The organism is Streptomyces sp. NBC_00984, from assembly GCF_045162475.1.
Taxonomy (GTDB): domain Bacteria; phylum Actinomycetota; class Actinomycetes; order Streptomycetales; family Streptomycetaceae; genus Streptomyces.
The window spans coordinates 7,225,104-7,249,903 of record NZ_CP108734.1; the positions used below are offsets into that span (position 1 = coordinate 7,225,104).

General features: G+C 72.6%; 19 protein-coding genes and 1 pseudogene. 10 read left to right on the forward strand and 10 right to left on the reverse strand.

The genetic code is table 11. The features are described from left to right. The first annotated feature begins 25 nt into the window (after positions 1-25). Entirely contained in the window at positions 26-2,860 is a 2,835-nt protein-coding gene (locus OG520_RS32315; RefSeq protein WP_399330092.1) for a DEAD/DEAH box helicase, read from the forward strand. A 245-nt stretch (positions 2,861-3,105) separates the two neighbouring features. Here the strand turns inward: OG520_RS32315 and OG520_RS32320 are convergent, their stop codons facing one another. From OG520_RS32320 to OG520_RS32330, 3 genes and pseudogenes are all read right to left on the reverse strand, one after another. Beyond that, entirely contained in the window at positions 3,106-4,206 is a 1,101-nt protein-coding gene (locus tag OG520_RS32320; RefSeq protein WP_406015469.1) for an LLM class flavin-dependent oxidoreductase, read from the reverse strand. Positions 4,207-4,426: 220 nt separating this feature from the next. Next, positions 4,427-5,698, reverse strand: a pseudogene (locus OG520_RS32325) (allophanate hydrolase); the annotation flags it as partial. A gap of 9 nt (positions 5,699-5,707) precedes the next feature. Next, entirely contained in the window at positions 5,708-7,264 is a 1,557-nt protein-coding gene (locus OG520_RS32330; protein ID WP_406015470.1) for a PucR family transcriptional regulator, read from the reverse strand. Positions 7,265-7,368: 104 nt separating this feature from the next. Here OG520_RS32330 and OG520_RS32335 point away from each other — a divergent pair, with 104 nt between their 5' ends. From OG520_RS32335 to OG520_RS32355, 5 genes are all read left to right on the forward strand, one after another. Then, positions 7,369-8,415, forward strand: coding sequence for a DUF917 domain-containing protein (locus OG520_RS32335; RefSeq protein WP_406015471.1), 1,047 nt, complete (start codon positions 7,369-7,371; stop codon positions 8,413-8,415). Next, positions 8,412-9,779: a hydantoinase/oxoprolinase N-terminal domain-containing protein gene (locus OG520_RS32340; protein WP_406015472.1), complete on the forward strand. Its 1,368-nt coding sequence runs from the start codon at positions 8,412-8,414 to the stop codon at positions 9,777-9,779. The genes OG520_RS32335 and OG520_RS32340 overlap by 4 nt, the downstream gene beginning before the upstream one ends. Before the next feature lie 95 nt (positions 9,780-9,874). Continuing rightward, a complete protein-coding gene (locus tag OG520_RS32345; RefSeq protein WP_406015473.1) occupies positions 9,875-11,329 on the forward strand; it encodes a purine-cytosine permease family protein in 1,455 nt (484 codons plus the stop codon). Positions 11,330-11,384: 55 nt separating this feature from the next. Further along, the gene (locus OG520_RS32350; RefSeq protein ID WP_406015474.1) at positions 11,385-12,980 is read left to right on the forward strand and encodes a hydantoinase/oxoprolinase N-terminal domain-containing protein; all 1,596 of its coding nucleotides are present in this window, start codon (positions 11,385-11,387) and stop codon (positions 12,978-12,980) included. After that, entirely contained in the window at positions 12,973-14,046 is a 1,074-nt protein-coding gene (locus OG520_RS32355) for a DUF917 domain-containing protein (protein ID WP_406015475.1), read from the forward strand. The genes OG520_RS32350 and OG520_RS32355 overlap by 8 nt, the downstream gene beginning before the upstream one ends. A 112-nt stretch (positions 14,047-14,158) precedes the next feature. Here the strand turns inward: OG520_RS32355 and OG520_RS32360 are convergent, their stop codons facing one another. The 3 genes from OG520_RS32360 to OG520_RS32370 form a co-directional block, all read right to left on the reverse strand. After that, positions 14,159-14,602 carry an SPW repeat protein gene (locus OG520_RS32360; RefSeq protein WP_266421673.1) on the reverse strand — a complete coding sequence of 148 codons (444 nt, stop codon included), beginning with the start codon at positions 14,600-14,602 and terminating at the stop codon, positions 14,159-14,161. Positions 14,603-14,701: 99 nt separating this feature from the next. Next, positions 14,702-15,724 carry an ADP-ribosylglycohydrolase family protein gene (locus tag OG520_RS32365; protein WP_406015476.1) on the reverse strand — a complete coding sequence of 341 codons (1,023 nt, stop codon included), beginning with the start codon at positions 15,722-15,724 and terminating at the stop codon, positions 14,702-14,704. 56 nt (positions 15,725-15,780) lie between these two features. Continuing rightward, entirely contained in the window at positions 15,781-17,391 is a 1,611-nt protein-coding gene (locus OG520_RS32370) for a molybdopterin-dependent oxidoreductase (protein WP_406015477.1), read from the reverse strand. 190 nt (positions 17,392-17,581) lie between these two features. On the opposite strand from OG520_RS32370, the gene OG520_RS32375 reads away from it, so the two are divergent. The 3 genes from OG520_RS32375 (at position 17,582) to OG520_RS32385 (ending at position 20,292) form a co-directional block, all read left to right on the forward strand. After that, positions 17,582-18,244, forward strand: a complete 663-nt coding sequence (locus OG520_RS32375) for a PadR family transcriptional regulator (protein WP_406016622.1) — start codon at positions 17,582-17,584, stop codon at positions 18,242-18,244. A gap of 258 nt (positions 18,245-18,502) precedes the next feature. Next, positions 18,503-19,516: an ATP-binding cassette domain-containing protein gene (locus OG520_RS32380; protein ID WP_406015478.1), complete on the forward strand. Its 1,014-nt coding sequence runs from the start codon at positions 18,503-18,505 to the stop codon at positions 19,514-19,516. Between the two features lie 29 nt (positions 19,517-19,545). Beyond that, the gene (locus tag OG520_RS32385) at positions 19,546-20,292 is read left to right on the forward strand and encodes an ABC transporter permease (RefSeq protein WP_406016623.1); all 747 of its coding nucleotides are present in this window, start codon (positions 19,546-19,548) and stop codon (positions 20,290-20,292) included. Positions 20,293-20,301: 9 nt separating this feature from the next. On the opposite strand, the gene OG520_RS32390 is transcribed toward OG520_RS32385, so the two are convergent. Together OG520_RS32390 and OG520_RS32395 are read right to left on the reverse strand one after the other, a co-directional pair. After that, a complete protein-coding gene (locus OG520_RS32390; protein ID WP_399330080.1) occupies positions 20,302-20,772 on the reverse strand; it encodes an ABA4-like family protein in 471 nt (156 codons plus the stop codon). Continuing rightward, complete coding sequence (locus tag OG520_RS32395; RefSeq protein ID WP_406015479.1) at positions 20,769-21,776, reverse strand: hypothetical protein; 1,008 nt, start codon at positions 21,774-21,776, stop codon at positions 20,769-20,771. The genes OG520_RS32390 and OG520_RS32395 overlap by 4 nt, the downstream gene beginning before the upstream one ends. A 154-nt stretch (positions 21,777-21,930) precedes the next feature. Between OG520_RS32395 and OG520_RS32400 the strand changes: the two genes are divergently transcribed. Beyond that, positions 21,931-22,635: a MerR family transcriptional regulator gene (locus tag OG520_RS32400; RefSeq protein WP_406015480.1), complete on the forward strand. Its 705-nt coding sequence runs from the start codon at positions 21,931-21,933 to the stop codon at positions 22,633-22,635. Between the two features lie 63 nt (positions 22,636-22,698). Here the strand turns inward: OG520_RS32400 and OG520_RS32405 are convergent, their stop codons facing one another. Both OG520_RS32405 and OG520_RS32410 read right to left on the reverse strand, forming a co-directional pair. Further along, the gene (locus OG520_RS32405; protein WP_406015481.1) at positions 22,699-23,541 is read right to left on the reverse strand and encodes a siderophore-interacting protein; all 843 of its coding nucleotides are present in this window, start codon (positions 23,539-23,541) and stop codon (positions 22,699-22,701) included. A gap of 47 nt (positions 23,542-23,588) precedes the next feature. After that, positions 23,589-24,497, reverse strand: coding sequence for a 5'-3' exonuclease H3TH domain-containing protein (locus tag OG520_RS32410; RefSeq protein ID WP_406016624.1), 909 nt, complete (start codon positions 24,495-24,497; stop codon positions 23,589-23,591). Positions 24,498-24,800: the final 303 nt, after the last annotated feature.

The window sequence follows — 24,800 nt, forward strand, 5'->3', positions numbered from 1 at the left end:
GGTGGCGGGTAGGCTCGTAAGCAAGATGACAGAGGACCTCTCACCAGCTGAGCGATACCAGGCTTCTCGGATCCGCGCCGCCGAGCAGGCCACCGCACTCGCGCCCTTCCGCGAGCTGTACGAATTCGATCTGGACCCCTACCAGATCGAGGCCTGCGAGGCCCTGGAGGCCGGCAAGGGGGTGCTGGTCGCGGCTCCGACCGGCTCGGGCAAGACGATCGTCGGCGAATTCGCCGTGCACCTCGCCCTCGCACAGGGCCGCAAGTGCTTCTACACCACCCCCATCAAGGCCCTGTCCAACCAGAAGTTCGCCGATCTGGTCAAGCGCTACGGACCGGACAAGGTCGGCCTGCTGACCGGCGACAACAGCGTCAACGCCGATGCCCCGGTGGTCGTCATGACCACAGAGGTGCTGCGGAACATGCTGTACGCGGGCTCGCAGGCGCTGCGGGGCCTCGGCCACGTGGTGATGGACGAGGTGCATTACCTCTCCGACCGCTTCCGGGGTGCCGTGTGGGAGGAAGTGATCATTCACCTCCCTGACTCCGTGACCCTCGTGTCACTGTCGGCGACCGTGTCGAACGCCGAGGAGTTCGGCGACTGGCTGGACACCGTCCGCGGTGACACCCAGGTGATCGTCTCCGAGCACCGCCCCGTGCCGCTCTGGCAGCATGTGCTGGCCGGCCGCCGGATGTACGACCTCTTCGAGGAGGAGACCGACCACGGCGGCCGCGGTGCCGGACGCCGCGAGGTCAACCCCGACCTCGTCCGGCTCGCCCGGATGGAGAACCAGCGCGGGTACAACCCGCGTGAGCGCCGCCGGGGCAAGATGGTCCGCGAGGCGGATCGTGAGCGCGAGCGGCGTCAGCGCAGCCGGATCTGGACCCCGGCCAGGCCCGAGGTCATCGACCGGCTGGATGCCGAAGGGCTGCTTCCCGCCATCACGTTCATCTTCAGCCGGGCCGGCTGCGAGGCCGCCGTGCAGCAGTGCCTGCACGCCGGACTGCGGCTCAATGACGAGGACAAGCGACGCCTGGTCCGCGAGATCGTCGAGGAGCGGACCGCGGCCATTCCCGGCGAGGACCTCCATGTCCTGGGCTATTACGAATGGCTCGAAGGGCTGGAGCGGGGCATCGCCGCGCACCACGCGGGCATGCTCCCGACGTTCAAGGAAGTCGTCGAGGAGCTGTTCGTACGCGGGCTCGTCAAGGCCGTCTTCGCCACGGAGACCCTCGCCCTCGGTATCAACATGCCCGCGCGCTCGGTGGTGTTGGAGAAGCTCGTCAAGTGGAACGGCGAGCAGCACGCCGACATCACTCCCGGCGAGTACACCCAGCTGACCGGGCGGGCCGGGCGGCGCGGCATCGATGTCGAGGGCCACGCGGTGGTGCTGTGGCAGCGCGGCATGGATCCGGGGGCACTGGCCGGACTCGCGGGCACGCGTACGTACCCGCTGAGGTCCAGCTTCCGGCCCTCCTACAACATGGCCGTCAACCTGGTGCAGCAGTTCGGACGGCACCGTTCGCGCGAGCTGCTGGAGACCTCCTTCGCGCAGTTCCAGGCGGACCGGTCGGTGGTCGGTATCTCCCGGCAGGTCCAGAAGAACGAAGAGGGGCTGGAGGGCTACCGGGAGGGCATGACCTGCCACCTCGGTGACTTCGAGGAGTACGCGCGGCTGCGCCGCGACCTCAAGGACCGGGAGACCGAGCTCGCCAAGCAGGGCGCGACGCAGCGGCGGGCCGAGGCCGCGGCGTCCCTGGAGAAGCTCAAGCCCGGCGATGTCATCCATGTGCCCACCGGCAAGTTCGCCGGGCTGGCACTGGTCCTCGATCCCGGACTGCCCGCCGGGCGGACCAACGGGCACGGCCACCGCGGGCTCGAATACCACGACGGGCCGCGGCCGCTGGTGCTCACTGCCGAGCGGCAGGTCAAGCGGCTCGCCTCGATCGACTTCCCGGTTCCGGTGGAGGCGCTGGAGCGGATGCGGGTGCCGAAGTCGTTCAACCCGCGCTCCCCGCAGTCGCGCCGCGACCTGGCCTCCGCGCTGCGGACCAAGGCCGGGCACATAGTGCCCGAGCGGCACCGCAAGGGGCGGTCCGCCGCGGCCGACGACCGGGAGATCGCCCGCTACCGGGCGGAGTTGCGCGCGCACCCCTGCCACGGGTGCGCCGAGCGCGAGGACCACGCGCGTTGGGCCGAGCGGTATCACCGGTTGCAGCGCGACACGAGGCAGTTGGAGCGGCGGATCGAGGGGCGGACGAACACGATCGCCCGCACCTTCGACCGGATCGTCGCGCTGCTCACCGAGCTCGACTATCTGCGGGGCAATGAGGTCACCGAGCACGGGCGCCGCCTGGCGCGGCTCTACGGCGAGCTCGATCTGCTGGCGAGCGAATGCCTGCGGGCGGGTGTGTGGGAGGGGCTGAACCCTGCCGAACTCGCGGCGTGCGTCTCGGCGTTGGTGTACGAGGCGCGGCAGGCCGATGACGCGGTGGCGCCGAAGCTGCCATCGGGGCCCGCGAAGACCGCGATGGGCGAAATGGTCCGGATCTGGGGCCGGCTCGACGCCCTGGAAGAGGACTTCAAGATCAACCAGGCGGAGGGTGTCGGGCAGCGCGAACCCGATCTGGGCTTTGCCTGGGCGGTCTACATGTGGGCGTCGGGGCGGACGCTGGACGAGGTGCTGGGCGAGGCGGAGATGCCGGCCGGGGATTTCGTGCGGTGGTGCAAGCAGGTGATCGACGTGCTGGGGCAGATTGCGGCTGCGGCGCCGCGGGACGGGAGTTCTGTGGCGCGGAATGCGCACAAGGCGGTGGATGCGGTGTTGCGGGGGGTTGTGGCGTACAGCTCTGTGGGGTGAGGGTTCCGCGGGGTGCGGGTTCCGGGGCGGGGTGCGGGTGTGGAGTGCGGTGGGGTGGGGTGTTGCGGTGCGGGGTGCGCCTGCGGCGGGCCTGTTCCCCTACCCGCCCCTTCCCGTAACCGGGGGCTCCGCCCCCGGACCCCCGCTCCTCAAACGCCGGAGGGGCTGAAGGTGCCCGCCGGACGGGCTGAAGATGCGCGCCGGGCGGGCTGGTTGTAGTCGGCCCGTCCGGCGGCCTTCCGGTGTTACGCGGCCGGGTGGGCTGCTTCTCGTTTGGCTACTTCCTCGCGGACTATCGGGATGACGTGCCGGCCGAAGTCGATGGCGTCGTCCAGCAGGTCGTAGCCGCGGGCCGAGAGGATTTCCACGCCGAGGTCGTAATAGTCCAGCAACGCCTGTGCCACTGTCTCCGGCGTTCCGACCAGGGCCGTCGAATTGCCGGCGCCGCCTGTCTCCGCCGCGGTCGGTGTCCACAGGGCGCGGTCGTGGTGCTCGCTCTCGGCGGCCACCGCGAGGAGTCGTCGGGAGCCGGCGTTCTCCGGGTTGGTCAGCGGGTGACGGCGGCTCAGTGGCGCGCCGGCCTCGCGGGCCTTGATCCGGGCCAGGGTGCGGTGGGCCTTCTCCCAGGCCAGATCCTCGGTGGGCGCGATGATCGGGCGGAAGGCGACCTGGATCCTCGGCACGTCCGTGCGGCCCGCAGCCTTCGCGGCCTCCTTCACCGAGGCGATCTGCTCCGCGGTCTGTGCCAGCGGCTCGCCCCACAGGCAGTAGATGTCGGCCTCGGCGCCCCCTGCCGCGTACGCCGCAGGCGAGGAACCCCCGAACGAGACCTGCGGATGCGGTTGTTGCACGGGGAAGGTGTCGCTGACGAAGTCGTTGAAGCGGTAGTGCGTGCCCTCGTGGTCGAAGGGCTCGTGCGACGTCCAGGCCTTCTTGATGATCTGGATGGCCTCACGGGTGCGTGCGTACCGCTCGTCCTTGGTCAGGAAGTCGCCCTCGCGCTGCTGCTCGTGGTCATTGCCTCCGGTGATGAAGTGCACGGCGAGGCGGCCGTCGCTGATCCGGTCCAGGGTCGCGAAGGTCTTGGCCGCGAACGTCGGGTACGAGACGTTGGGGCGGTGCGCCACCAGGATCTGGAGCTTCTCGGTGCGGGCCGCCACGTAGGCGGCGGCCGGAGACGGATCGGGGGAGCCGGAGCCGTAGGCGAACAGGACCCGGTCCCAGCCGTGGTCCTCGTGCGCGCGGGCCAGCTTGAGCGTGTACTCCTTGTCGAAGGACGCCCCGGAGCGGGGTGTCACTTCGGAACCTTCGTTCGTTGCTGCGATGCCGAGAAACTCGACGGGCATGGCGAAGCCTCATCTCGTGCTGCGGAAAACCGGTGGTGTGAAGTGCTGACGCGGGAACGGTCAGCGGCAACACGAGGCGGACCACACTCGACCGAAGTCGATGTGGTCACGGGTGACCAGCCGCAGCTGAGGGCGCATCTGCCCAGTGGAACAGGTGTGTTGGTGACCAGTCAACCGTTTCCGGGGGCAATGGCCGGGACCCGACCCGGCGTCAGGACGCCGGGGCCAGCAGGGCCGCGATCCGGCCCAGGCGTTCGTCGGTGTCCGCCGGGCCGATCAGCATCACGCCGAACGGCCGGCCGTCCACCTCACCGGCGGGGGCCGCCACCGCGCACAGACCGAGCAGGTTGGTGGAGCTGGTGAAACGGCCGAGGCGGGCATTGGCGCCCACCGGGTCCGCGGCCACCTCGGCGAACGTGGGATGCCCCGGCGCGGTGGGCAGCAGGAGCGCGTCCGCGTCGCCGAGTGCGGCCGTCGCATCGGCACGGAGCCCGGCCAGCCGGGCCTGATCGGCGAAGAGCCGGTGCGCCGGGATGTCGCGGGCCGCGGTGATGATCCGGGCGACCGTGGGATCGAGGTCGGGCGCGGTGGGCGCGCCGTCGATGAACGCACCGACCGCCGTGTAGCGCTCGGCGACGAACGCGCCGCCGTACAGCAGCGCACCGGCCTCGATGAACGGTGTCGGATCGATCGGCCGGAGCAGCGCCCCCGCCGCACGGAGCCTGGCGGCCGTCGACTCGTACGCCGCCGCCCAGCCCGGGTCGAGCTCGCCGAGCTGCCCGGTGGGCGGGACCGCGATCCGCCAGGGGCCCGGAACACGGGAGCGGTCGGGCCGCAGGGCCCGGGTGGCCATCAGGGCCATCGCCTGTTCGGCCTCGGGGAGCGTACGGGCGAAGACGGTCACGCAGTCCAGGCTCGCGCAGGCAGGGACCACCCCGTCCGTCGGGACGAGACCGCGGGTCGGCTTCAGCCCGAAGACGCCGTTGAACGCGGCGGGAACACGGCCGGAGCCCGCCGTGTCCGTACCCAGCGCGAGATCCACGATGCCCAGGGCCACGGCGACCGCCGAACCGGAGCTGGAGCCGCCGCCGACCCGGTCCGGATCCCGCGCCGAGGCCACCGCGCCGTACGGGGAACGGGTGCCGGTCAGGCCGGTGGCGAACTGGTCCAGATTGGTCGTGCCGATCACCAGGGCTCCGGCGGCCCGCAGCCGGGCCACCGCCGGGGCGTCGGAGTCCGGCTCGTACGCGTACGAGGGACAGCCCGCGGTGGTGGGGAGGCCGGCCACGTCGATGTTGCCCTTGACGGCCAGCAGACGGCCTGCGAGGGGGAGGAACTCGCCTGCGGCCAGGCGTGTTTCGAGCTGCTCGGCCTCCGCCTCCATGTCTTCCCGGGGCCGCAGACCGATCCAGAGCTCGGGGCGCTCCACCGCTTCGGCAAGGGCGTGGGCGGCCCGGACGCGGGTGAGGGCGGGGGAGGTCGTCGGCGCCATGGTCGCTCCTCAGGTCCGGTGCGCCGGGGCCGGGGGCGTCCGTGGCGGGCCCGGCTCGTTCGGGGGAGCGGACAGGCCCGCGCGGCAGGCCAGTTGGAGGGCGAGGCGGACATCCGGCTCGTTCAGATCGGCTCCCGTCAGCTGGACGATCTTGCGGATGCGGGCCCCCACCGCGTTCCGGTGCAGATGGAGCGCGTCGGCGGCGCGGGCGGGCGAGTTGTTGTGGTCCAGGTATCCCTGCAGCGTGCGCAGCAGTGGCTCGGCGCGTTCCGGGCCCAACGCCAGTACCGGGGCGAGGAGTTCGCTGACCGCCTCGCGTGCCGTGTCGGAGGCGTACCACTCCAGCAGCATCCGGTCGAGGCCCACCGCGTCATGCGCCGCCACCACCGGCCCGGCACCGCGCGGCACCGCGGCACGGGCCTCGCGGGCGGAGGTGCGGATGCCCAGCGGGCCCCGGTGCGGCGAGCCCACGCCGCAGCGCAGACCGGCCTCCGGGCGCAGTCCGGCCAGCCGGTCCACCACCCGGCGGGCACGGGCCAGGGTGGCGCGCCGCCCGTCCGACCCCGGGTCGGCGGGCCAGGTGCTGAGCAGGACCAGGGCGTCGTCGACCAGCGCGGCGTTCCACTGGACGGTGTCGGCGACCTGCGGCGCGGGGGCGGACGGGGCGGCGGTGCCGGGGAGCGGCGCCGCCCCGTCCCAGGTGCGCAGCAGGGTCAGCGCCTGGGACATGACCGCGTCCAGGGCCTTCGGCCGGTTCGAGGCGTCGAGGCCGCCCGCCTCCACCCGCAGTGCGATGTGCCAGCCGTCCACGGGCAGCGCGAGCGCCCGGCCCCGGGCGGCCAGCCGGGCGGCCTGGTCCTGCGGGGCCACGAGCAGCTCGGCGAGCAGTCGGCCCCGGGAGCGCACGGGAACGTCGCCGTGCCCGCCGCCCGCCGCGGCGAGGGCCGCCAGCGCGAGGACGGAGCGCACCGCCGCCCCCGCGTGACCGGGGCGGGCGGGGGCGGCGAGCCGGATCTCACCGTCCGGGCCCGCGGCGGTCGCACCCTCCTCGCCCGGACCCGCGGCGCGCAGCTCCACCGGTACGCCCAGGGCGCGGCCCGCCGCCGCGGCCACCCGGTCCGGGTCACCCGCGACGGCCGTCACCTCCCGCGCCGCCGCCGCGACCCGGGCCAGCGCGTCCGCCGCGGACCCGGCCACCGCCCGCTCCACGGCCACCACCAGAGCCGCGAGGTCCCCGTCGGCGTACAGCACCGCGACCCGGCCCCGCTCGGCGAGCGCCCGCGCCGTGGCCGTCACCTCGGCGGGCAGCCCACGCGGTGCCTCGGTCACGCCCGTCAGGACCAGCGCGGCGGCCCCCGCCGCGGCCGCGTCCCGCACCGCCACATCCAGCAGATGCCCCGGCACCGCGGCCAGCAGCACGGCGACCGTCCCGGCGGGGATGGCCGCGAGCCGGTCCGGACGCGGCTCCAGACGCACCCCCGTGACCTCCACCGCGTCGAGCGGGCCCACCAGCGGGCGGACCGCGTCGAGTCCGGGGGAGGAGAGGAGTTCCAGGATGTTCGCCATCCCTCCAGTGTGCTGCAAGCCGGTGTGCTGCGCGCACACCCGGCCGCGGAATCACGGGCCGATGGCCCATGGGGAGCGCGATCCGTCTTCGTACGCTGGGATTCATGCACGTGGACGCCGAAGCACTCGCCGACTTCGCGCGGGGCTGTGCCGTCCTCGGATCGGGGGGCGGCGGACCCGCCGATGTGACCCTTCCCGTCGCCGGACAGGCGATCGAGGAGTGCGGTCCGGTGCCCGTCGTCGACCCGGCCGTACTCCCCGCCCAAGCGCTCGTCATGCCCGTGGGGCTCGTGGGGTCGCCCGCCGTCGCCGCCGAACGGATCGGCGGCCGGGACGAACCCGCCCGGCTGCGCACCCGTTTCGAGGCCTTGCACGGTGCCCCGGTCGCCGCGGTCATGAGCAGCGAGATCGGCGGCCTCAACGGCTGCGTCGCCGTCGCCTGGGCGGCCCGGCTGGGGCTGCCGCTGCTCGACGCCGACTCGATGGGCCGGGCCTTTCCCCGCATGGACCAGAACGTTCTCGAACTGGCCGGACTGCGCCCGGGACCGGCCGTGCTCGCCGACGAGCACGGGCACACCGTCGTGGTCGACGACGTCGACGGCGCACACCTCGAACAGTTCGCCCGCGCCGCCGTCGTCGCCTTCGGCGGGCGCGCCGCGTCCACCGACTACCCCCTCACCGCCGGGCAGGCGGCCCGGCACGCCGTCGCCGGATCGGTCACCCGCGCACTGGCCCTCGGCCGCGGCGAGGGTCCGGCGCCGCTGCTGACCGGCAAGGTCTCGTCCGTCCGGAGGTACGCCACCGAGGGCGCCGACGGCGACGACGCCACCGGTGTCCTGCTGGAGGGCGGCGGCCCCGACGCGGGCCGGCTGGTGCTCGTCGAGGCCCGCAGCGAGTTCGTCGCGGCCCTGGAGGACGGCACCCCGCTGGCCGTCGTACCGGACGTCATCGCCCTGGTCGATGTGAGGACCGGCTGGGCCGTCCCGGTCGAGGAGGTCCGCTACGGGCTGCGCGTCCACCTCGTCACGCTCCCCTCGGACCCCGCCTGGTACACGCCCGAGGGCCTGCGGCTGGCGGGCCCGTCCGCCTTCGGCCTCGCCGGTCTTCCGGACGCCGCGGGCGAACGCCGGTTCCCGGGAGGCACGCCATGATCCTCGGAGTGGACGTCGGGCCCACCAACACGGATGCCGTGCTCCTCGACGGCGACCGGGCGGTGCGGGCCGTCAAGGTGCCCTCGGTGACCGGTGACGCCGTCGGATCGCTCGCCGCCGCCGTCCGCGCGCTCCCCGCCGAGCTGCGCGGCCGGGCCACCCAGCTCGCCGTGGGCCTGCGGGTCGCCGCCCGCGCGGTCAGGGAGCGGGACGGGCTCGCCCGGGTCGGAGTGCTGCGGGTCGGGGGCGCCGCCGCCGACGCCGTGCGGCCGCTCTTCGGCTGGCCCGGGGCGCTGCGCGACGCCGTGTGCGCGGGCACCGCGAACGTCCGGGGCGGCGGTGGTCTGGCACCCCGTGACACCACCCCGCTCGACCGGGACGCCGTCGCCCGGTTCGGCGCCTCGCTGGCCGGGCGCGCCGAGGCCTTCGCCGTCACCGCCGTGTTCTCGCCCGTCGACGGCGGCCAGGAGCGGGAGGCCGCCGAGATCCTGCGCGCCGAGACGGGCCCCGAGACGACCGTCCTGCTCTCCAGCGACGTCGGCACCCTCGACCTGCTGGCCCGCGAGAACGCCACGGTGCTCGACGCCGCCCTGTCCGTGCTCGTGGCCCGGGTCGCCGACGAGCTGACCGCCACCCTGCCCCGCCTCGGCCTCGCCCCCGGCGCCGCCGTCCTCGTCACCCGCAGCGACGGCACGCTGATGAGCCTGGAGTACCTGCGCCGCCAGCCCGGCCTCAGCCTGGGCAGCGGACCCGCCTGCACCATTCGCGGCGCCGGACTCCTGGCCGGGCTCCGGGACGCCGTGGTCGCCGACATCGGTGAACGCCGCGCCCAGGTCGGAGCGCTGACCGGCGGCTACCCGCAGGAGGCCGGACCCGGCGAACGCATCGGCGGCGTCCCGGTCAGCCTGCGCTTCCCCGACCTGATCACCGTGCGCGCCGAAGCCCACCGCGAACTCGCCGAGGCCGCCGACCGGATGCGCCCCGCCGCCGGGCCCCTCCCGCTGATCCTGGTCGGCGGCGGTGCCGGCGGCGTACCCGCCGGAGCGCTGGCCGGGTTCGACGTCGTACGGCCCGAACACGGCGGCGTGGCCGGGGCGTTCGGCGCCGCGGCCAGCCCGGTCGGCGGCCACTGCGACCGCATCGTCCGCCGGGGCCCCGGCCGGCGGCTCGACGGCCGGGGCCCCGGCCGGCGGCTCGACGTCGTACGCGACGAAGTACGGGACCTGGCCCGAGCCGGTGCCGTACGGGCAGGGGCCGATCCCAGGCGCGTACGCACCCACGCGGAGCCGGACCTCCCGGTGCCGTATCTGCCCGGTGCGGTGCTCCTGCGGGCCCGCGCCGTCGGGCCTCCCCTTCCGCTCTGAACCCCGCTCGACGCCCCTTCCCCTCCCCTCCGGAGCAGCCCGGTGCCGTGCTGCTGCGCCCTCCTGCCCGCCCGCTCACCCGAGGACCCGTCCCCATGACCCAGCAGTTCGATGTGCATCAAGAGCCATCCGCACGGACGCAAGCGCAGAACCAGGCGCAGAACCAGGCACAGACTCGGCAGCAGGACGAGGACTACCCGCTGGAGCGGGTGCCGCGCGCGGCCCGCTACTCCTGGTTCAACGTCGCGGTGCAGCGCTTCGGCCAGCTCTCCGACCTGACGCAGTTCCTGCTGGGCGCCGCGCTCGGCGCCGGACTCTCCTTCTGGGGCGCCTTCTGGGCGTTCACGCTCGGCTCCGTGATCCTGGAGATCGTCTGCATATTCGTCGGCATCGCCGGCATGCGGGAGGGCCTGTCCACCTCGATGCTCGTCCGCTGGACCGGCTTCGGCCGTTACGGCTCCACCCTCATCGGACTCGTCATCGCGGTCAGCCTGTTCGGCTGGTTCGGTGTGCAGACGGCGGTGTTCGCGGCCGGGCTGCACTCCATCGTGCCCGCGCTGCCGGTCTGGGCCTGGTGCCTGATCTGCGGGCTCGGAGTCACCGCGCTCGTACTGCGCGGCTTCCGCGCCATGGGCTGGACCGCGTTCGTCACCGTGCCCGCCTTCCTCGGCCTCGCGGGCTGGGCGATGATGGTCGAGTTCTCCCGGCACAATGTCGGTGACCTGGTGGCCTCGGCGCCGTTCGGCGCCCACATGTCCATCGCCACCGGTGCGACCGTAGTCGCCGGCTCGTACATCGTCGGCGCGGTCACCACCCCCGACATGACCCGCTTCAACCGCAACACCGGCGATGTCGTCAAGCAAACGGTGGTGGGTATCAGCCTCGGCGAGTACGTCCTGGGTCTGGGCGGCGTGCTGCTCGCCTACGCGGTGAAGTCCTCCGACCTGATCGCCATCATCACGTCCTCCTCCGGTGTCATCGGCGTCGTCGTCCTGGTCTCCGCCACCGTGAAGATCAACAACTGGAACCTGTACTCCTCGTCGCTCGGCCTGATCGGCGCGTTCGAGGCGCTCTTCAAGGTCCGGCTCAACCGGGTCGGCACGACCGTCACGATCGGTGTGCTCGGCAGCCTCGCCGCGGCCGCCGGAATCCTGGACCGGTTCACCGACTTCCTCACCGTGCTCGGTGTCCTCACCCCGCCCGTCGCCGGAATCATGGTCGCCGAGTACTTCGTGGTGAAGAAGTGGCGGCCGCAGCTGGACGCCTCGCGCGCGGCCGGCCGGCTGCCCGAGACCGAACCCAGCTGGGTGCCCGCCACGATCGCCCTGTGGGCCGCCGCCTCCCTGTTCGGCTGGCTCGGCGACCGCTACCAGTGGTGGGGTATCCCGGCGCTCGACTCCCTGCTGCTGGCCGGTCTCGGCTATGTCGTCCTCGGCAAGCTCGGCCTGGTGCGCGGGGCCCGTGAGCTGCCGTTCGAACAGCCCGTACGTCCCGCGGCGGCGATCGAGGCGGAATCGGGCACGGCCCGGTCGTCGAAGGCCGCCGCCTGACATCCCCGTCCTTACGAAGCCCGCCATGAAACCCCCTACGAAAGACAGACACACCATGCGCATCGGAATCGACGTCGGAGGCACCAACACCGACGCCGCCCTTCTGGGGGACGACGACCGGATCGTCGCGACCGCGAAGACCCCCACCACCTCCGACATCACCTCCGGCGTGACCGCGGCGATCCGGGCACTCGATCCGCCGATGGAAGCCGTCACCGCCGTGATGATCGGCACGACCCACTTCCTCAACGCGCTGATCGAGGGCGCCCGGCTCGCACCCGTCGCTGCGGTACGCCTCGGCCTGCCCGCCACGGCGGCGCTGCCGCCGATGACCGACTGGCCGGAGCGCCAGCGGGCGGCCGTCGGCGGGCACGGCTATCTCTGCCACGGCGGCCGGGAGTTCGACGGACGGCCGCTGTCTCCGCTCGACCCCGAGGAACTGAAGCGCACCGCCGCCGACATCGCCGCGCGCGGACTGACCTCGGTGGCCGTCTCGTCGGTGTTCTCCCCGGTCGCCGAGGAGGACGAGCGCCGGGCCGCCGAGATCCTCGGCGCCGAACTGGGCCCCGGCGTGCACTTCTCGCTCTCGCACGAACTCGGCCGGGTCGGACTGCTGGCCCGCGAGAACGCCACGATCATCAACGCGGCCCTGCGGGACCTGGCGACCGCGATCGTGGAGTCGTTCGCCAAATCGCTCGCCGAGGTGTCGTTGACCGCCCCGTTCTTCCTGTCGCAGAACGACGGCACGCTGATGGACGTGGACTTCGCCCGCGCCTACCCGGTGGCCACCTTCGCGTCGGGGCCCACCAACTCGATGCGCGGAGCCGCCTTCCTGTCCGGACTCGGTGACTGCGCGGTCGTCGACGTCGGCGGCACCACCGCGGACGTCGGCATCCTGGCCGGTGGCTTCCCGCGCGAGGCCGCGGGGGAGAGCGAGGCCGCGGGCATCCGTACCAACTTCCGTATCCCCGACGTCCTCTCGCTCGGCATCGGCGGCGGCTCCCTGGTGTCGCCGGACGGCGAGACCGGCCCCCGCTCGGTCGGATTCCGGCTCACCGAGGAGGCGCTGGTCTTCGGTGGTACGACCCTGACGGCGACCGACCTCGCGGTGGCCGCGGGCCGCGCCGACATCGGCGACCGCTCGCGGGTCGCCCATCTGGACCCGGAGTTCACCACCCGCGCGCTCGACCGGATCGCCGAGCGGCTGGCGGAGACCGTCGACCGGATGCGTACCTCGGCGGGGCCGCTGCCGGTCGTCGCGGTGGGCGGCGGCAGCGTGCTGGTGCCCGCGGCCCTGCCCGGCTTCGACGATGTGCGCCGCCCCGGCCACTTCGACGTCGCCAACGCGGTGGGCGCCGCCATCGCCCAGGTCGGCGGAGAGGTGGACCGGGTCTTCCAGGTCCCGGAGGGGCGCCGGGACTCGGTGCTCGCCGAGGCCCGCGAGGAGGCCGTGGGCCGGGCCGAGAGCGCGGGCGCCCGGCCCGGCACGGTCCGCATCGTCGACGTGGAGGAGGTCCCGCTGGCCTATCTGCCGGGCGGTGCGACCCGGATCCGGGTCAAGGCGGTCGGCGATCTCGACCTGAACGGCATCGGCAGCACCCGCGCCCCGGCCGGGGCGCGCGACACCCATGGAGCAGCGTCACATGCGTGAGATCAACCTCGACAACCTGGACGACATCGCGCGCGGCGCGGGCATTCTCGGCACCGGCGGGGGCGGCGACCCGTACATAGGCAAGCTGCTGGCCCGCGAGGCCATCCGCAAGCACGGCCCGGTCCGGCTCGTCGCCTTCGACGAGGTGCCGGCCGACGCGACCGTGGTACCCGTCTCGGGGATGGGTGCGCCGACCGTGCTGCTGGAACGCGTCCCCGCCGGCGGCGAGGAAGTGGCCGCCCTGCGCGCCCTGGAGAAGCACATCGGCCGGGCCGCCACCCACATCGCACCGATCGAGGTCGGCGGCGTCAACTCCATGCTGCCCATCGCCTGCGCCGCCGAGGCGGGGCTGCCGCTGGTCGACGGCGACGCCATGGGCCGCGCCTTTCCCGAGGCGCAGATGGTGCTGCCCGGTCTGATCGGGGTGGCCAACACCCCGATGGCGCTCGCCGACGACAAGGGCAACAGCATCATCGTCGACGCCGTCTCCAACCACGCCGCCGAGCGCATCGCGCGGGCGGTCTGCGTGGAGCTCGGCTGTCAGATCTCCAGCGCCGACACCGTGATGCGGGGCGACCAGCTCGCCGACGGGCTCGTCCCCGCCACGCTGACGCTCGCCGAACGGCTCGGCTCCGCCGTGCGCGAGGCGCGCGCCGCGCACACCGACCCGGTGCGCGCGGCCCGCACCATGCTGTCCGGCAGGCATCTGCTGACCGGCAAGGTGATCGACGTGAGCCGCCGCACCCAGGGCGGCTTCGCCCGGGGCAGCGCCCGGATCGAGGGCATCGGCGACGACACGGGACGGGTGCTGGAACTCGGCTTCCAGAACGAGCATCTGCTGGCCACCCGCGACGGCGAGACGGTCGCCACCACGCCCGACCTCATCTGCGTGCTGGACACCGACACCGGCGACCCGGTGACCACGGAGGGCCTGCGCTACGGCCTGCGCGTCAGCGTCCTCGCGGCCCCCTGCGACCCGCGCTGGACCACCCCGGGCGGCCTGGCGCTCGCCGGTCCGCGGTACTTCGGGTACGACGTGGACTATCTGCCGTTCCGGCGGAGCTGACCCACGGGCCGGAACACACCGGCGCCCGGCCGGTCCGCTCCCGCGGGCCGACCGGGCAGTCCCTTTCGCCGAGTGGTCCCGGCCGAGCGATCCCTTTCGGGCGGTCCCTTCCTCAGACCGCGCGCTTGCCGCTCTTCATGGACACGGCGGCGCAGGCCAGTCCCAGCAGCACGGTCAGACCGCCGATGATGACGTTGTTGAGGACGATGCCGAGGTCGGGGCTGCTGCCGACGATCCACGTCGAGATGATCGTCCAGGCCCCCATGGCGCAGATGGCCCAGCTCAGGCCGTACATGCGCTCCGGCATGACGGTGAACCCGAGGCCCAGCGCGGCGATCGCGATACCCATGATCAGGTTGTGCGTCGCGAGGGTGGGCTGACTTGCCGTGAAGTGCAGCACCCACGGCGAGATGGCGCAGTAGAGACCGACGAGGAACACCGGTGCGTCCACCAGGGCCACATCGCGGCCACCGAGCATGCGGGCATAGCGATCACGCATTTCGGAAACATCGGGGTGACTGGCCATGTCACGGCCGGTGTGCGAGAGGTTTGACATGGGGTTCGTCTCCTTCGCTCCTGCAGGCCAACCCGCCACTTCTGTGCGATAAGCAGCCTGCTATGCCATTCTGCGCTTATACCGCCCTTATGTGTAGATTCAGGACTCGCGAAAATCCGAGGGAAGCGCACGAGGCGCCGCAGGGGCCACGTGAGACTCCGCGGGAACCGCGCACGGCGAGGCTCCGTCCAGCCGCCGCGCCAGGGACACCAGGCCGGGCGTCCGCAGCACCCGGTCCCCGTACCCCGGCAGCGGCACGTGCAGCGGCTCCGTCCAGCGCGCCGGGATCGCGCCGAAGCCGTACATCGCGCCCGCCAGACCGCCGGTCACGGCGGCGACCGTGTCGGTGTCCCCGCCCACGTCGACCGCCGCCGCCAGGGCGTTCTCGTACGTATCCGTGGTGCGCAGCGCCCACAGCGCGGTGCCCAGGCACGGCCAGACCGCACCGTTGAACTCCGTCGCCGCCTCCGGGTGCCAGTCCGGCGCGAGGACGGTGGCCCAGCGCTCCCGGTGGTCCTCGTGCACGCCGTCCAGCGCGCCCGGGACGGCGGAGAGCGGATCGTCGCCGTCCAGTGCCACCCGGATCAGCTCGTGGAGCACGGCGGTGCCTTCCCAGGCGGCCCGGTCGCCATGGGTCAGCGCGGCGATCCGGCGGGCGGCGTCCATGGTCGCCGTCCGGCCCTCCGCGGCGAAGTGCACGGCGGACGTGGCCGCCCGCATCAGCGAACCGTTGCCCGCCGCACGCCCGTCGACCTGGAAGTGCAGCGCCGCCGCGAGATCCCACGCGTCCCCGCTCGTCAGGACGGTCTCGGTCTGCAGCCCGATGTCCTTCGGATCGCCGGCCGCCCACCGGCAGAACCGGCCGAACATGTCGGGGAGGTCGAGGCCGCCCCGCTCCAGCAGGGATTCCGCGACCAGGACGGCCATCTGTGTGTCGTCCGTGGCCTCACCCGGATCCCAGCCGCCGCCCCCGCACATCGTGCCGACGCCGTCCGGGAAGCGGGCCGTGTACACCCCGGCGGGGCCGAACTCGAACGGCGCGCCCAGCGCGTCACCCACCGCCGAACCGACGACGGCGCCCGCCACCCGGTCCTGCCGTTCCACGTGGTCCGGAGGATTCATCCGGTCAGCGTACGGACGACGCCCGCCTCCCGTACACCGTGGGGGTGCGCCCCGGCTCAGGAGACGTCGACCACCACCGAGTGCCAGCCGGTCGCGCCGTCGGGCACGGTGCCGGTCCGCCGGCCGGTCTGGGTGGCGCCGGTGCCGTCCGTCGCCCGGACTTCGAGGGTGTGGCGGCCCGACGTGGCCGGCCACTTCCAGACCCACTGGCGCCAGGTGTCCTTGCTGTCCTGGGCCGCCAGCCGGGCCGGGTGCCACGGACCGCCGTCCACCCGGACCTCCACCCGCGAGATGCCGCGGTGCTGCGCCCAGGCGACCCCGGCCACCGGCACGGTGCCGGGTTTCGGGGACGCGAGGGCGCGGGGGGTGTCGATCCGGGACTGGGTCTTGACCGGTGCCTGCTGGGCCCAGCTCTGCCTGACCCAGTAGGCGTCGTACGCGTCGAACGTCGTCAGCTCGATGTCCTCGATCCATTTGCAGGCCGACACGTATCCGTACAGACCGGGGACGACCATCCGGACCGGGAAGCCGTGCGCGAAGGGCAGCGGCTCGCCGTTCATGCCGAAGGCCAGCATCGCGTCGCGCCCGTCCATGACCGTCTCGACCGGTGTGCCGATCGTCATGCCGTCGACGGATCGCGCCACGAGCTGGTCGGCGGGCCCGCCCGCCGACGGCGGCCGCACCCCGGCCTCGCGCAGCAGATCGGCCAGCCGTACCCCGATCCACCTGGCATTGCCCACGTACGGGCCGCCGACCTCGTTGGAGACGCAGGCCAGCGTGATGTCCCGCTCGATGGTCTTCCGGCGCAGCAGGTCGTGGAGGCCGACCGTGACGGGCCGGGCGACACCCTCGCCGTGGATGCTCAGCCGCCACCCGGCCGCGTCGAGACGGGGCACGACCAGGGCCGTGTCCACCCGGTAGAAGTCCTTGGCCGGGGTGATGAAGGGGCTCAGCCCCCGGATTCGCAGATCGGCGCCGGCCGGGACCGCCGGGGCGGCGGAATCGGGTACGGGCAGGACCAGGTCATGACGTGAGGCGGTGGCCCCGGCCTGGACGGAGGAGGTGAGCCGCCGCCCCAGGAGTCCCGCGGCGGCCGAGACCGCCGTCGCCACGGTCGCCGTGATGACGAAGCCGCGGCGGTCGTAGGCGCCGTACGCCTCCTCCGTCGCGCGCGGCGGACGGGGAGCCGTCGCCAGCCGTCCGGCCAGGAGGAAGAGCACCCAGGCGCCCACCGCGGCGCCCACCACCGAGGGCAGCGCGTCGGGCGCGCTGCCCTCCGGCCGCCCCACCGCTGCCACTGCCCCGACCACGCCGAAGACCAGGACGGCCGCCGATCCGGTACGGCGGTGGTGCAGCGCCAGTACTCCGACCGCCACGGCGAAGACCGCCAGCAGCACCACGATGCCCAGCTGCAGCACCAGCTTGTCGCCGGTACCGAAATGCCGTACGGCGAACTCCTTCAGGGCCGGGGGAGAGCGGTCGATGACCGCCCCGCCCACGGCCGTGACCGGCCCCGCCTCGGGACGCACGAGGGCCGAGACCAGCTGTGCGACGGCCAGGGCGCAGAACCCGGCGATCAGTCCGCCGAGCGCGGCGAGGGCGGTGCGGGCTCCGCGCGTCCCCTCGGCCCGTGAGGTTCCGTGGCGTTGCGCATCGGCTTCTTTCACGCGGGCTGCCTCCCAGGCGGCGCCTCGGCTCTCCGGCGGCGCTCCGGAGGCGGTAGCGGTACAAAACGGTCAGTGGGTGAGATCCTTCCACGCGGTCGGGAATTCGCGATACATCGTGGTTGACGCGTCTGGGTGAACGCGATATGTTCGCTCGCGAGTATTCGACGGCGAGGGATGGGTGGTGTGGACGGTGGCCAAGCGGCGCAAGCTCGGCAATCCGCTGGCGCTGACGGTCATGGTGCTGCTCGCCGAGCGCTCCATGCACCCGTACGAGATCGCCCAGACGCTTCGGCGACGCGGCAAGGAACACAGCGTCAAGATCAATTTCGGCTCGCTCTACACCGTCGTCCAGAACCTGGAGAAGCACGGGTACGTGGAGGTGGCCGGCGTCCAGCGACAGGGCAACCGCCCCGAGCGCACGCTCTACGGCATCACAGAGGCCGGGCGTGCGGAGATGCTGGACTGGCTCTCCGATCTGCTCGCCGTCCCCGCCGCCGAATACCCGGTCTTCGAGACGGCGCTGTCGCTGCTGCCGGTGCTGCCGCCGCAGGGCGTGGCGGAGCTGATGGAGACCCGGGGGGCGGCGCTGGCGATCCAGGCGGCGGCCCTGCGGGGTGTCCTCGGTCAGCTGGGGGAGAAACTGCCCCGCGTCTTCGTCATCGAGACCGAATACCAACTGCACATGGTCGACGCACAGTTGGAGTGGATCAGGAACTTCCGCACCGAACTCACCGACGAGACGATCAGCGGGATCGAGGAGTGGAAGTCCTTCCACGAGACCGGTGAAGTCCCGAGGGACTGGCAGGACCTGGACGAACAGGAGATCGTCCTGGACCCGGGGCGGAACGGCTAGGGCCTTTCGTTTGCATCAGGCCGGATCCGAACGAAAGGCCCTGGACGCAGGAACCAGACAGGGAAAGACCCCGGCGGGAGCTGTTGGAGCAGCGACCGCCGGGGTCTCGAACCCCGAACCGGTCACGCCGTGGAGGCGAGCCGGGCGATCGAGGTGCGGCACACCAAGGATAGCCCGGCGCTCTTCACGCGGATCGGCTCGGCATGCCCGAGTGCTCGGTACACCCGAGCACCCCGCCGACCACAGGAGAGCTCTGTCATGAGCACCCGCGCGCCCGCAGTAGCGGCGCGAAATCTGATCAAGACCTATCCAGGCGATGTCACCGCCCTGGGCGGCATGGACCTCACCATCGAGGCCGGCACGGTCTTCGGACTGCTCGGCCCCAACGGCGCCGGCAAGTCCACCACCGTCAAGATCCTGACCACCCTGGCCCGCCCCGACTCCGGCACCGCGACCGTCGCCGGACACGACGTGCTGCGCCACCCCGACCGGGTCCGCCGCGCCATCGGCGTCGTCGCCCAGAAGTCCGGCGCCGACCCGGTCGCCACCGGCCGGGAGAACCTCCTGCTCCAGGGCAGGCTGTACGGGATGCGGGGCGCGGCCGTCCGGCGTCGCGCCGATGGGCTGCTGGACCGCTTCGACCTCGCCGACGCGGGGAACCGCCAGGTCAAGGGGTACTCCGGGGGGATGCAGCGGCGCCTCGACGTGGCGCTCGGCCTGGTCCACCGTCCCGAGGTGCTCTTTCTCGACGAACCCACCACCGGACTCGACCCCGAGGCCCGTACGGCGATGTGGGACGAGATCGCCCGGCTGGCCGGCGACGAGGGGCTGACCATCGTCCTGACCACGCACTACCTGGAGGAGGCCGACCGGCTCGCCGAGCGGATCGCGATCGTCGACCGCGGCCGGATCGTCGTCGAGGGCACCCCCGACGAACTCAAGGGTGAACTCCGGGGCGACGCCGTCCACATGGAGCTGCGCACCGAGGGCGACACCGGGGTGACCACCGCCGCGCTGACCGGACTGCCCGGTGTGCACGAGGTGCTGGTCGACGGCCGCCGGGTGAGCGTACGCGCCGAGGACGGCGCCGCGGCCGTCCCCGTCCTGCTCGCCGCCCTGGAGCGGGCCGGCGCGGCGGTCGCCGCCGCCACCGTGGCCCGCCCCTCCCTCGACGACGTCTATCTCCGCTACGCGGGACGCCGCTTCGCCGAGGCCGAAGCCGCGGATGCCGGGAACACCCCCGCCCCGACCCCCGCCGGAGGCACCCGGTGAGCAGTCAAGCACTCGCCCAGACCTGGTACATGACTCAGCGTCAGCTCATGGCGATCATCCGGCAGCCGGTCTTTCTGGTGATCTCCCTGATCCAGCCGGTGATCTGGCTGTTCCTGTTCGGCAACCTCTTCAAGAAGGTCGTCGAGCTCGGCGGCTTCGGCACCACGTCGTATCTCGACTACCTGATCCCGGGCATCGTGGTGATGAGCGCGCTCGGATCGAGCATGTGGGCCGGGATGGGCACCCTGGAGGAGATCGAGCGGGGCACGCTCAACCGTTTCCTGACGACACCGGTCAGCCGCAACGCGCTGATGAACGCCAATGTCGTGCAGAACGGCATCAGCACCGCCGTACAGTCCGTCATCATCGTGCTGCTCGGCCGGGTCGCCGGGGCCACCTACCCGGGCGGCGTGGGCGGACTGCTGATCCTGGTCGTCGCCTCAGTGCTGCTCGGAACGGTCTTCGGCGCGCTCTCCAACGCCCTGGGCATGCTGGTCCGCCGCCGAGAGTCGATCATCGGCATCAACACCTTTCTGCTGCTGCCGCTGACTTTCCTCTCCTCCTCCTTCATGGCCCCGAGCCAGATGCCGTCCTGGATGCGGCACATCGCCGACTTCAACCCGGTCAACTGGGCGATGGTGGCGGGCCGTTCGGCGCTGAGTGGCGCCCCGGACCAGGGTGTGGTGCTCAGCCGCGGGGGAGCCCTTCTGGTCCTCGCGGTGGTGGCGGTCGGGCTGTCGACCCGTACGTTCCGCTCGTACCAGAAGTCCGTCTGACGGGCGCACCTACGACAGCGGCGTACCGCCGACCCGGTCCGGGGCCGAATCCCCGGGCCGGGTCCTCGACTTCAGTACCGCCCTCAGCGCGAGGAAGAGCAGCAGCCCGAACGGCGAGAGCAGGATCGTCAGCACCAGCAACGGCCCCATCACCAGCGGGGAGACGCCCAGTCGGCGCCCTTCCAGGAACATCCACTGGCCCAGCAGCAGATCCCAGGCGATCACCTGCGCCCAGATTGCCCCCGCCCCGTTCGCCAGCGCCATCAGATCGCGGAAGGTGTCGATGTCGGGGCTGCGCACCGCGTCCCAGAGCTCGGGGAAGACGGGTACGGCCATGATCAGGTAGAGCGCCAGCACGGGCAGAACGGTGAGCGGCGAGGCGGCGATGCGCGCCGTGGGGCGCCAGCCGGGCGCCAGGATCATCAGCAGCCAGAACGGGGCTGCCAGGAAGAACGAGATCTCGAAGAGGGCACCGGTCATGGCGCGAGCTCCTTCCGGGCGGAAGCGGAAGCGGAAGCGGAAACGGAACCGGAAGCGGTGCCGGAGTCCGCGTCGGAGCAGGAGCAGGAGCAGGAGCAGGAGCAGGAGCCGGAATCCGGGCCGGTCCGCCGTCGTACGGGAGCCGGCCTCAGCGCCCCGAAGGCGCCGGTGGCGCTCGCGACCGCGATCAGGGCGGCGGCACCGAGCGTCGCACCGTCCGGGTGGATCAGCGGCTGGCCGCGCAGCGCCTGCCAGGTGACCAGCGCGACGACCGCCGCGTATGCCGCCGAGGCCACCAGCACCAGCCGCAGCCGGACCCGCGGGTCGCGCAGCCGCGGGAAGCGCGGGGCCAGGGAGCCCAGTGCGAGCAGGAAGAGCGGCAGCAGTTGGAGCGCGTGCATCCCGATGAAGTGCGGGATGCGCAGATCGCCGCCGGTCGTGGACCAGCCGGTGAGGGGCATCGACGGGCCGCCGTCCGGTACGCCGACGGAGTGCGCGCCGATCACATCGGCGGTGTCCAGGTTCCCGGCCGCCCGCTGCTCGGGGGTGGGCCGGGTCATCAGGAAACCGAATCCGGCGCCCACCAGGGCGAGCAGCACGCCGGAGCGGATCGCCCAGGCGGAGGCGCGGTCGGCGATACGGGCGCGCAGCAGCAGGATCGCGATGACCAGCGTGCTGGTCCACAGGATGACGACGGTGACGGCCATCGCGCTGAACAGCGTCTCGTCGAACGGGGTGGCGTGGTTGAAGTGGCTCCGCTTCCCGCGGACCACCTGCCCGGTGATGATCGCCATCTCGACCAGGCTGGACAGCGCGACCACGGTCCCGGCCCACCAGCCGACCCGTCGGCCACGGGTGACCAGCGTCAGCATCCAGGCGAGGGCGAGTGCGTACACGGCGAACGAGGCTGCGAATTTGAACGGTTTGAACCATATCGCCGCGCCCACCAGGACCCGGTCGTCGACTATGAGGCCGATGGCCGAGACGATCGTCATGACGGCCATCGCCGCGGCGAAGAGGACTAACGGCCGAGCCAGGAACGCCAGGAAGACATGAGAGCCCCTCAGGGATTATGGATAGCAGCACTTTCCGCTATCCGATAGCGGAACTATCTATGATGGGTCGGGGGGTTGGCAAGGGCGGAAGGAAGAACACGCGGTGCGCATCGGCGAGTTGAGCAACAGGTCCGGAGTCCCGGTACCGACGATCAAGTTCTACGTACGTGAAGGGCTGCTGCCCGCAGGGCAGTTGACCAGCCCGAACCAGGCGAGTTACGACTCGGACCATGAGCGCAGGCTGCGGCTGATCCGCGCCCTGCTGGATGTCGGAGGGCTCTCGCTGGCCGCCATCGGCGATGTGCTGCGGGTGGTCGAGGATCCGGCGCAGCCGGTGCACAAGGTGCTGGGCGCCGCGGCGAAGCGCCTCGCTCCGGTGCACGGGGACGGGCCGGGGCCCGAGCTGGAGGACGCCCGCGAAGAGGTGGCGGAGCTGCTGGCGCGGCGCGGCTGGCGGGCCGAGGCGCACGGCCCGGCGGGCGAGTCCCTGGCCGAGGTGATCGTCGCGCTGCGGCGGGCCGGGCACGGGGGGTTCGTCGAGCTGCTCGACGACTACGCGGCCGCCGCCGAACCGGTCGCGCGGGCCGACCTCGACTACGTGGGACGGCGGGTGGCGCGCGAGGACCTGGTGGAGAGCGTGGTGGTGGGCACGGTGCTGGGGGAGGCGATGTTCGGCGCGCTGCGACGGCTCGCGCACGCGGACGCGTCCGCGCGTGCGTACGAGGGGGGCGACGGGGGCGGTGCGGGCGGCGACGACGCGGGCGGTCCGGATGGCGACGGGGCGCAGGTGCGGGGCGCCGGTGGGTGACCCGGTGCCCCGAACGCGGGTACGCCCCGGCCGGCGGCCGGGGCGTACGGGTGCGATCCGGTGTTACGCGGCGCTCTCCTGCTCGCGCTCCACCTGTGCGTTCCACTCGCGCTTGACCGAGCGCCAGGCGTCGTCGTTCTGGCCGAGCCGCCAGTAGCCGGAGATGGACAGCCGGGGGAGCGGGATCCCGCGGTCCAGGCGCAGATGGCGGCGGATCTCCTTCACGAAGCCCGCCTCGCCGTGGATGAACGCCTGGACCTCGCCCGCGGGGAACTCCAGCTCCTTCACGGCGGCGGTCAGCGCCTCGCCGACCGGGCGCTCCCCGCGGTGCAGCCAGGTCACCTCGACGCCGTCGGGCGTCACGATCTTCTGCTCCTCCGCCGCGTCCGCCACCTCGACGAACGCGTGCACCACCGCGCCCGCCGGCATCTGCTCCAGGGCCGCCGCGATGGCCGGCAACGCGCTCTCGTCGCCCGCCAGGAGGTGCCAGTCCGCCGAGGCGTCCGGGCCGTAACCGCCTCCCGGGCCCTGGAAGGTCACCTGCTCGCCCGGCACCGCCCGCATCGCCCAGGGCCCGGCGAGGCCCTCGTCGCCGTGGACCACGAAGTCGATCGCCAGCTCCCGGGCGACCGGGTCCCAGGAACGTACCGTGTACGTACGGGTCGTGGGCCACAGCTCCCGCGGCTGCTCCTCGCGGATCCGGGCCATGTCGAAGGGGTGCGCGTAGTCGGCGCCCTCGGGGGCGAAGCAGAGCTTGACGTAGTGGTCGGTGAACCCGGAGAGCCCGAAGCCGGCGAGGCCCTCGCCGCCGAGCACCACGCGCACCATGTGCGGGGTGATCTGCTCGGTACGCACCACCTGGGCCCCCTGCGCCTTGGGTGCCTGCCGTGCCGGTCGTTCTGCCACGAGGTTCTCCCTGCTCCGATGTGCTTAGGCTTACCTAAGCTAGCACCTCAGTCGCGCAGAGTGGAGAGCAGGCGCTGGAGCGCACCGCCCAGCCCCCACCGCTTCGCGAGGGCTTCGAGGGCGGCGGGATCGCGCGGCCCGGCGGGCAGCAGGGGGTCGAATTCCGGCAGGGGTACGTCACCGGCGACCCGGACCACCTTCGGCGCGACGGCCACGTAGTCCCGCGCCTCGTCGAGCCGCCTGCGCTGCGACGGTGTCAGCTTGGACTTCGGGTCGTCGACGGCGGCCATGATCCCGGCCAGGTCGCCGAAGGCGTCCAGCAGCTTCGCCGCGGTCTTCTCGCCGATGCCGGGGACGCCCGGCAGCCCGTCGCTCGGGTCGCCGCGCAGCAGGGCCAGATCGACGTATCCGGAGCCGTCCACCCCGTACTTCTCCCGCAGCCACGCCTCGTCCGTCAGCTGGAGCGAGCCGACGCCCTTCAGCGGGTAGAGCACCCGTACCCCGCGGGCGTCGTCGACCAGCTGGTAGAGGTCCCGGTCGCCGGTGACGATGTCCACGGGGCCGGCGGCCAGGCCGCTGAGCGTGCCGATCACATCGTCCGCCTCGTAGCCCGCGACGCCGACCCGGGCGATGCCGAGCGCGTCGAGCACGTCCTCGATGACCGGCACCTGAGGGGCCAGGGTGTCCGGGGTCTCCTCCTCGTCGGGCAGTCCCTCGGCGGTCTCCACCGCGACCCGGTGCGCCTTGTACGAGGGGATCAGCTCGACCCGCCAGTGGGGCCGCCAGTCCGCGTCCATGCAGGCGACCAGGTCGTCCGGCCGGTGGTCCTGCACCAGGCGTCCGATGAAGTCGAGCAGGCCGCGCACGGCGTTCACCGGTGTCCCGTCCGGCGCGCGCACCGAATCGGGGACCCCGAAGTAGGCGCGGTAGTAGAGGGAGGCGGTGTCGAGGAGCATCAGGCGTCGCGTCACACCCCGATGATGCCGCACACCGCTGACACCGGCCGTCGCGGACACCGTCCGTCAGGGGTGCGGAGGGCCGGGGGACGGGTGGCGGCAACCATCCGTTCATATGTGACCTGTATCACTCTTGTGTTTGGGTTGTGTAAGCGGGGGCAGGCGCGCAGCCGGAGCGGATCACGTACCGGTTTCAACCAGTGCACGTGCCATGCGGACCGAATCCGCGCCGCTCCACGGTCTGCCGGAGGGGGTGGCAGACCGTTTTTCGGTTCAACCCGCGAGGTGTATGTGTCAAGGCTG